This is a genomic window from Streptomyces sp. NPDC057543, from assembly GCF_042801895.1.
GTDB lineage: Bacteria > Actinomycetota > Actinomycetes > Streptomycetales > Streptomycetaceae > Streptomyces.
Genome location: NZ_JBHVFF010000221.1, coordinates 6587 through 14646, shown reverse-complemented (window position 1 = coordinate 14646; position 8060 = coordinate 6587). Strand labels below are relative to the sequence as shown.

Annotated in this window: 6 protein-coding genes and 1 pseudogene; 3 read left to right on the top strand and 4 right to left on the bottom strand. The window is 71.4% G+C overall.

Going from position 1 to position 8060, the window contains the following annotated elements:
• Positions 1 to 49: 49 nt before the first annotated feature.
• The gene (gene dapC / locus ACFU8Q_RS29620; RefSeq protein ID WP_384459392.1) at positions 50 to 1144 is read right to left on the bottom strand and encodes a succinyldiaminopimelate transaminase; all 1095 of its coding nucleotides are present in this window, start codon (positions 1142 to 1144) and stop codon (positions 50 to 52) included.
• A 122-nt stretch (positions 1145 to 1266) separates the two neighbouring features.
• On the bottom strand, positions 1267 to 1587 hold the full coding sequence (gene fdxA, locus ACFU8Q_RS29615) for a ferredoxin (RefSeq protein ID WP_037688837.1): 321 nt from the start codon (positions 1585 to 1587) through the stop codon (positions 1267 to 1269).
• A 117-nt stretch (positions 1588 to 1704) separates the two neighbouring features.
• Between fdxA and ACFU8Q_RS29610 the strand changes: the two genes are divergently transcribed.
• Both ACFU8Q_RS29610 and ACFU8Q_RS29605 read left to right on the top strand, forming a co-directional pair.
• Positions 1705 to 2706 carry a GNAT family N-acetyltransferase gene (locus ACFU8Q_RS29610; protein ID WP_384459389.1) on the top strand — a complete coding sequence of 334 codons (1002 nt, stop codon included), beginning with the start codon at positions 1705 to 1707 and terminating at the stop codon, positions 2704 to 2706.
• A gap of 16 nt (positions 2707 to 2722) precedes the next feature.
• The gene (locus tag ACFU8Q_RS29605; RefSeq protein WP_384459386.1) at positions 2723 to 3580 is read left to right on the top strand and encodes a tetratricopeptide repeat protein; all 858 of its coding nucleotides are present in this window, start codon (positions 2723 to 2725) and stop codon (positions 3578 to 3580) included.
• A gap of 66 nt (positions 3581 to 3646) precedes the next feature.
• On the opposite strand, the gene ACFU8Q_RS29600 is transcribed toward ACFU8Q_RS29605, so the two are convergent.
• On the bottom strand, positions 3647 to 6028 hold the full coding sequence (locus tag ACFU8Q_RS29600) for a HelD family protein (RefSeq protein ID WP_384459383.1): 2382 nt from the start codon (positions 6026 to 6028) through the stop codon (positions 3647 to 3649).
• Between the two features lie 350 nt (positions 6029 to 6378).
• On the opposite strand from ACFU8Q_RS29600, the gene ACFU8Q_RS29595 reads away from it, so the two are divergent.
• Positions 6379 to 7470, top strand: a complete 1092-nt coding sequence (locus ACFU8Q_RS29595; RefSeq protein WP_384459380.1) for an IS630 family transposase — start codon at positions 6379 to 6381, stop codon at positions 7468 to 7470.
• Here the strand turns inward: ACFU8Q_RS29595 and ACFU8Q_RS29590 are convergent.
• A pseudogene (locus ACFU8Q_RS29590) lies at positions 7467 to 8060 on the bottom strand (hypothetical protein); the annotation flags it as partial. The gene ACFU8Q_RS29595 and the pseudogene ACFU8Q_RS29590 overlap by 4 nt on opposite strands.

Here is an 8060-nt window from a genome sequence, read left to right as displayed (position 1 = left end):
GGCCTCGGGAGTGCGTACTCCCGAGGCCCCTCGCATGTGACGCCGACTGTCAGGCCAGCCGCTTGACCGCGGCGGCCACCCGCTCGTCCGTCGCCGTGAACGCCACGCGCACGAAGCGGTCACCGGCCGGTCCGTAGAAGTCGCCCGGCGCCACGAGAATGCCGAGTTCCGCCAGGTACGCCACGGTCTCCCAGCACGGCTCGTCGCGCGTCGCCCACAGGTACAGGCTCGCCTCGCTGTGCTCGACGCGGAAGCCGTTCGCCTCCAGCGCCGCGCGCAGGGCCGCGCGCCGCTCCGCGTACCGGGTCCGCTGCTCGGCGACGTGCTCGTCGTCGCCGAGCGCCGCGATCGTCGCCGCCTGGACCGGGGCGGGCGTCATCATGCCGCCGTGCTTGCGGATCAGCAGCAGCTCGCCGAGCACGGCCGCGTCACCCGCGATGAATGCCGCGCGGTATCCGGCCAGGTTGGAGCGCTTGGAGAGGGAGTGGACGGCGACGACGCCCTCGTACGTACCGCCGCAGACGTCCGGGTGCAGTACCGAGACGGGTTCGGCCTCCCAGCCCAGCTCCAGGTAGCACTCGTCACTGAAGACCAGCACGCCGTGCTCGCGCGCCCAGGCGACGATCCGGGTCAGCTCCTCCTTGGCCAGGACGCGACCGGTCGGGTTGGACGGCGAGTTGAGCCAGAGCAGCTTCAGGCCGGTCGGGTCCAGCTCGGCGGGGTCGTCGTAGACGACGGGCTCGGCGCCGCAGAGCCGGGCGCCCACCTCGTACGTCGGGTAGGCGAGGCGCGGGTATGCCACCTTGTCGCCCGGGCCGAGACCGAGCTGCGTCGGCAGCCAGGCCACCAGCTCCTTGGAGCCGACCACCGGCAGGACGTTCTCGTGCGCCACGGAGACCGCGCCGAGCCGCCGCTCCACCCAGCCGGTGATCGCGTCGCGCAGCTCGGCGGTCCCCCACACCGTCGGATAGCCGGGGCTGTCCGCGGCGGCGACGAGCGCCTGTTGGATCAGCTCGGGGACCGGGTCGACGGGCGTGCCGACGGACAGGTCCACGATGCCGTCCGGATGGGTGGCGGCCGTCGACTTGTAGGGCGCGAGCTTGTCCCAGGGGAAGACCGGGAGACGGGAGGAGACTGCGGACACGGATCTCTGCTTTCTCGTACGGGGTCCGAGGGTTGCTCGGGCCGCTCCGGCGGCAAAAACGCCTCGGCCCCGTACGGTGACGAGCCGTACGGGACCGGGGCGGCGCACCTGCCTGCCGTTGACTACTGGTTCTGCGGCGGCAGCGCGGCGATGAACGGGTGGTCGCGTTCGATCAGGCCCAGCTTGGAGGCACCACCGGGCGACCCGAGGTCATCGAAGAACTCGACGTTCGCCTTGTAGTAGTCCTTCCACTCCTCCGGGGTGTCGTCCTCGTAGAAGATCGCCTCGACCGGGCACACCGGCTCACAGGCTCCACAGTCGACGCATTCGTCCGGGTGGATGTACAAGGACCGCTGGCCCTCGTAGATGCAGTCGACGGGGCACTCTTCGATGCAGGCCTTGTCCTTCACGTCGACACAAGGCTGCGCGATGACGTAGGTCACGCTGTCGTTCCTCCTCGGTAGGGCGTTGGCTCTCGCGCGGGAGCGCGGCGTCGTCGATGCCCACCCCTAGTATCTCCGTTCGCGGGCACGAACCGAACAGGAGGGGCGGAGAGAGCTGTGGAATTCACCATCGGCGGACAACTCGAAGTCCGAATTACACCGGCTGACGTGGGCAAACGGGTATCAGTCCGGCGTACGCCGGAGGAGGGCCCGCAAGGGGCGAAATTCACTGACACGGTTGGTGTTCTCACATCGTGGGACAAGGGTGTGCTGTCGATCACAACGAAGGGCGGGGATTCCGTCCGCATCCCGGAATCGACGCTGGTGGCGGGCAAGGTCGTGCCCGCCGCCCCGGCCCGGCGGCGAGGTCCCGCGGCCTCCTTCGACGAGCTCGCGCCCGTCTGTGCCCGCGCCTGGCAGCCGGTGGAGAGCGAGCCGCTGGGCGACTGGCGGCTGCGCGCCGCCCGGGGTTTCACCCGGCGCGCCAATTCCGTGCTGCCGCTCGGCGATCCAGGCATGCCGCTCGACGAGGCGCTCGGGCGCGTCCGGCGGTGGTACGGGGAGCGGGAGCTGCCCGCGTACATCCAGACGGCGACCGGTGCGGAGGGCACCCAGGAGCTGCTCTGCGCCGAGTTGGAGGAGCGCGGGTGGTGGCGCGAAGTGACGGCGGAGGTACGGGTCGCCGCGCTGGCGCCGGTCGGCGATCTGGACGCCGTTGTGTCCCGGGTGCGGCTGAGCCGGGACCTCGACGAGGCGTGGCTCTCCCGCTATCAGCGCTTCGAGACGCCGGGGCCGCACGTCCTTCAGGTGCTGCGCGGCGGCCCGTCGGTATGGTTCGCCGCCGTGCCCGGTGACGCCGAGGGCGCGGCGCCCGCCGCGATCGGGCGGTGCGTGGTGGACGGACGGTGGGCCGGTTTCATGGCCGTCGAGGTGGACCCGGCCCACCGGCGGCGCGGGCTCGCCTCCGCCGTGATGACCGCGCTCGCCCGCAAGGCTCTGGACGAGGGCGCCTCGGCGGCGTGGCTCCAGGTCGAGACGGACAACGACGCGGCGCGGGCACTGTACGAAGGCATGGGGTTCGCGGTCCATCACCGGTATCACCACTTCCGGTCGGCGTGACGGGCGGGGAGGCGCGATGAGTCCTCACGAGCCCGACCGGCCGGGGCGCCCCGACCGGGACGAGCTGTACCAGCGGTTCGCCGAGGAGGCGCGCGCCGAGCGGCCGGATCTCGCGCTGCTCTGCCTGCTGCTGGGCGCGGTGGCCGACCCGGCGCTGGACGCGAACGGGACCGACGCCGCGCAGATCGAACTGGACGAGCTGGCGGGCCGGCTCCCGTACGGGGTGCGGGGCGGCCGGGCCTGGGCCTCGGCCCTGGCGGAACTGCTCGGCGAGCGGTGCGGTTTCGCGGGCTCGTCGGCGGACTACCAGCGGCTGGAGTCGTCGTTGCTGCACGAGGTGCTGCGGCGGCGGCGCGGGCTGCCGATCCTGCTGTCCGTGGTGTGGATCGAGGTGGCGCGGCGGGCGGGCGCTCCGGTGTACGGGGTGGCGCTGCCCGGCCATTTCGTCGTCGGGTTCGGCGATCCGGCCGAGCGGGTGCTGGCCGATCCGTTCGACGGCGGCCGCCCGATGACCGGGCAGGACGCGGAACTGCTGGTGGCGGGGGCGACCGGGGAGCCCCTCGACGAGTCGATGCTGGTGCCCGCGCCGCCGCTGGAGATCGTGCTGCGGATCCTGAACAACATCAGGGCGTGGGCGGCCACCCGCCCGGAACGGACGGACGTGGCGCTCTGGGCGGTGGACCTCTCGCTGCTGCTGCCCTCGCACCCGGCCCGGCTGCGGTACGAGCGGGCGCAACTGCTCGTACAGAGCGGGCAGTTCCTGCGCGGGGCGGCGGAGATGGAGGAATACGCGGAGGTCGTCGACAAAGTCGAGCCCGAGGCGGCGGCAGCGATCCGGCGGAGGGCGCGGGCGGCGCGGGCGATGCTGAACTGAGCCGCGCGGGATGTGCGGCCCCTCTCGCGCCCCGGTCCGCCACCCCGCTCCTCTACGCCCGTTCCTTCACGCCCGCGCCCTCACCGCGTTCGCCAGTACCTCGGGGGCCGGGCCCTCGTGCACGATGCCCAGGCGTTGCGTGGCCCGGGTCAGGGCCACGTACAGGTCGTTCAGGCCGCGCACCGAACGGTCGAGGACGGCCGCGGGGTCGGCCAGCAGTACCGCGTCGAACTCCAGCCCCTTGGCCTGCCGCACGCCGAGGACCACGACCCGGTTCTCCAGGTCGGGCTCCTCCCCGTACGTCGTGCCGGGCACCGCACGGGCCACCGCGGCCCCCAGTTCGTCGCGCCGCGCGTCGGGGACGATCACGGCGAGCCTGCCCTCGTCCAGCGCCGCGGCCTCCTTCGCGGCGAGTTCGGCGAGGGCGCGGGCGGTGTCGTCGGTGCGCAGCAGCCAGGGAGCGACGCCCGTCTCCCGTACCGAGCGCGGCGGTTCGAGCCCCGGGCCGAGCGCGGCGAGCACATCCGTGGTGGACGCCATGATCTCGGCGGGGGTCCGGTAGTTGACGGTGAGCGACGCCTGGCGCCACCGGTCGCCGATGTGCGGGGCGAGTGCGGAGGCCCACGAGGAGGCCCCGGCGGCGTCGCCGGTCTGGGCCACGTCGCCGACCAGGGTCATGGAGCGGGTCGGGCAGCGTCGCATCAGCAACCGCCAGGCCATCTGGGAGAGTTCCTGTGCCTCGTCGACGATGATGTGCCCGAAGACCCAGCTCCGGTCCGCGAAGGCTCGTTCGGCGACGGTGCGGGTGGTGCGTTCCTCGTGACGGTCGGCGAGGGTCCGCGCGTCGACCAGTCCGGCGAGGCCGCCCTCCTCCTCGTCCTCCGCGTCGCCCGCCGCGAGGTCCAGGACACCCTGCGCGTACGCGACGCCCTCGGCCCGCTCGCGGGCGGCGGCGGCCTCGGCCGCGCGGTTGTCCTGGCCGAGCAGTTCGGCGGCCTCGTCCAGCAGCGGTACGTCGGCGGCGCTCCAGCCGCCGTCGCCGTCCGGCGCGCGGAACAGCAACTCCCTTTCCGCGTGGGTGAGTCCGGGCGCGGCGGAGTCCAGGCGCGCACGCTGTCCGTACAGGTCGGTGAGAAGCTGCCGCGGCGTGAGGGGCGGCCACAGGACGTCGAGCGCGGCCCGTACGTCGGCGTCGGCGGCGAGCAGGCGCCGGACGTCGTCGATGTCCTGTTCCTCGGTGCGTTCCCGCGCGGTGGCCGAGTCGTCGTCGCCGAGCAGCCCCGGCAGGGCGTCCAGGTCGGCGCGTACGGCCCGGTCGAGACCGGCCTCGGCGAGCACCTCGGCGATGTCCGCCTCCAACCGGTCGGCGAGGTCGCGGGTGGCTGCCACGGACCGCCGGGCGAGCGCGTCCACGATCTCGCGCCGGAAGACAGGGGCGGCCAGGTTGTGCGGCAGCCGGGTCGCGCGGGCGGTGTCTGCGGCGCGTACGCACTCCTCGTGGTCGAGGCGGACGACGTCGCCGTCGACCTCCACCTCGATCCCGTGCCCGGATGCCGCGGGCACCTGCCGGTCCCGGACCGCCGCGGCGATGACGGCCGCCATCTCGGTACGTCCCTTGAGTTCGGCGGTCTCCGGTGCCTCGGCGCGGTCCGCGCGGATCCCCGGATACAGCTCTCCGACGGTGGACAGCAGCACGCTGTTCTCGCCGAGGCCGGGCAGCACCTGACCGATGTACCCGATGAAGGTGGGGTTGGGGCCGACGACCAGCACGCCCCGGGAGGCCAGCTGCTGGTGGGTGTAGAGCAGATAAGCGGCCCGGTGCAGGGCGACCGCCGTCTTGCCGGTGCCGGGGCCGCCCTGGACCACGAGGACGCCGCGGTGGTCGGAGCGGATGATCGCGTCCTGCTCGGCCTGGAGGGTGGCGACGATGTCGTGCATGCGGCCAGTGCGCCCGGTGTCGAGGGAGGCGAGCAGGGCCGCCTCGCCGGTCAGCTCGCTGTCCGGCACACCGTCCCGGTCGAGCACCTCGTCGTCGAGCCGGACGACCCGCCGGCCCCGGGTGGTCAGATGGCGGCGCCTGCGCACCCCGTGCGGGGCCGCGGGCGTCGCGACGTAGAACGCGCGGGCCGCCGGGGCGCGCCAGTCGAGCAGCAGCGGGTCGTCGTCGGCGGACTCGGCGGGCAGCCCGATCCGGCCGATGTAGTGCCGTTCCCCGTCGCGCAGATCGAGCCGTCCGAAGCAGAGCCCGTTCTCGGCGGCGTCGTACCGCGCGATCTGCCCCGCGAACCGGGCGGCGGCGCTCTCCCGCTCCAGCCGCCCCTGCCGGGTACCGCCGGTCTCCCGCAGCACACCGGCCAGCTGATGCCCGGCGTCCTCGCGAAGGGCCTCCACACGGGCGTGAAGGATGTCGAGATGGTGCTGTTCGTGGTCGATCTCAACTCTGGACAACGGTGCACTGACTCCCTGCGGGCGATGGTGGGCGGCAGGGAGTCAGGGTGCCTTACAACGGGGCAGAACGGGAGCCGTGCAGGTCGGGGGACGTGTGTACGGGTGGGGACGTGCCGGGGCGGCGCGTGGTAGTCAGGAGTGGTGAGGGCGGATCTCTCTGCGGCCGAGCGCTCTGAAAGGCCCGTTGAGGAACGCCGCTCGTGGAGTCGCCGGAGTACCCCCGAAGACAGCCGAATCGGCCAACCACAGCTCCAGAGAGGCTGTCGTCGGCCGATTGGATCGCTGCACCCAGTTGAGCTGCCCGCCTAGTGTCCTGCGCCGGGAATTCGTTGAATAAGTAGACTGCCTTCATGGCGAAGACGGGACGGCCGATGGCCGAGCTGGTGTTGTCCGAGGACGAACGGGCGACGTTGGTGCGCTGGTCGCGGCGGGCGAAGTCTTCGCAGGCGTTGGCTCAGCGGTGCCGGATCGTGCTGGGGTGCGCGGACGGGAAGACGAACCGGCAGGTTGCCGACGAGTTGGGTATCTGGCCGCAGACCGTGGGCAAGTGGCGGCAGCGCTTCCTGGAACTGCGGATGGAGGGGCTGGTGGACGAGTCCCGGCCCGGTGGTCCGAGGAAGATCACCGATGAGCGGGTCGAGGATGTAGTCGTCGCCACGCTCGAGCGGTCCCCGAAGGACGCCACCCACTGGTCGAGGGCTTCGATGGCGGCTGAGAGCGGACTGTCGAAGTCCACGGTCGGCCGGATCTGGAAGGCATTCGGCCTCAAGCCGCACCAGGTGGACACGTTCAAGCTGTCCAACGACCCGCAGTTCATCGAGAAGGTCCGCGACGTGGTCGGCCTCTACATCGACCCGCCCGAGCGTGCCCTGGCCCTGTGTGTGGATGAGAAGTCCCAGATCCAGGCACTGGACCGGTCCGCCCCGGTGCTGCCGATGATGCCGGGTATGCCAGAACGCCGCACCCACGACTACATCCGTCACGGCGTCACCACCCTGTTCGCCGCCCTGGACGTGGCCACCGGCGAGATCATCGGCTCCATCCACCGCCGCCACCGGACCGTCGAGTTCAAGAAGTTCCTCACCAAGCTCGACAAGGAGGTCCCTGCCGGCCTGGACGTCCACCTGATTTGCGACAACTACAGCACCCACAAGTCGCCGGCGGTCAGGAAATGGCTGGAGGCCCACCCTCGGTTCCACATGCACTTCACCCCCACCTACTCCTCCTGGCTCAACCAGGTCGAGCGCTGGTTCGGGCTCCTGACGGACAAGCAGATACGGCGCGGCACCCACAAATCCCTCCACGCGCTGGAGAAGGACATCCGAAACTGGATCAAGACCTGGAACGACAACCCCCGCCCCTTCGCCTGGACGAAGAGCGCCGACGAGATCCTCGAACGCCTCGCCTCATATCTTGATCGAATTCCCGGCGCAGGACACTAGATGGTGGGGCGCAGACGCCGCCTGTTCATGAAGACGATTGCCGAGCCACCCAGGGTGAGCAGAAGCGCCGAACCGGCCATGACGGCGAGTTCCGTCTTCGTTCCCGTTTTGGCCAGCTCCTCGCGGTCCTTGCCGCCCTGGTAGCCGCCACCGTGGTAACCGGCACCCTCCTTGCCACCACCGTGGTAGCCGCCACCGTGGTAACCGGCACCCTCCTTCCCACCACCTTGGTAACCGCCACCGTGGTAACCGGCACCCTCCTTGCCACCACCTTGGTAGCCGCCACCGTGGCCCTCCTTGCCACCGCCTTGGTAACCGCCACCGTGGTCACCGCCGTGGCCACCGCCACAGTGGCACTCCTTGCCACCACCTTGGTAACCGCCACCGTGGTAACCGGCATCCTCCTTCCCACCACCTTGGTAACCGCCACCGTGGTCACCGCCGTGGCCACCGCCACAGTGGCACTCCTTGCCACCACCATGGCCACCGCCGCCGTGGCACTCCTTGCCACCACCTTGGTAACCGCCACCGTGGTAACCGGCATCCTCCTTCCCACCACCTTGGTAACCGCCACCGTGGTCACCGCCGTG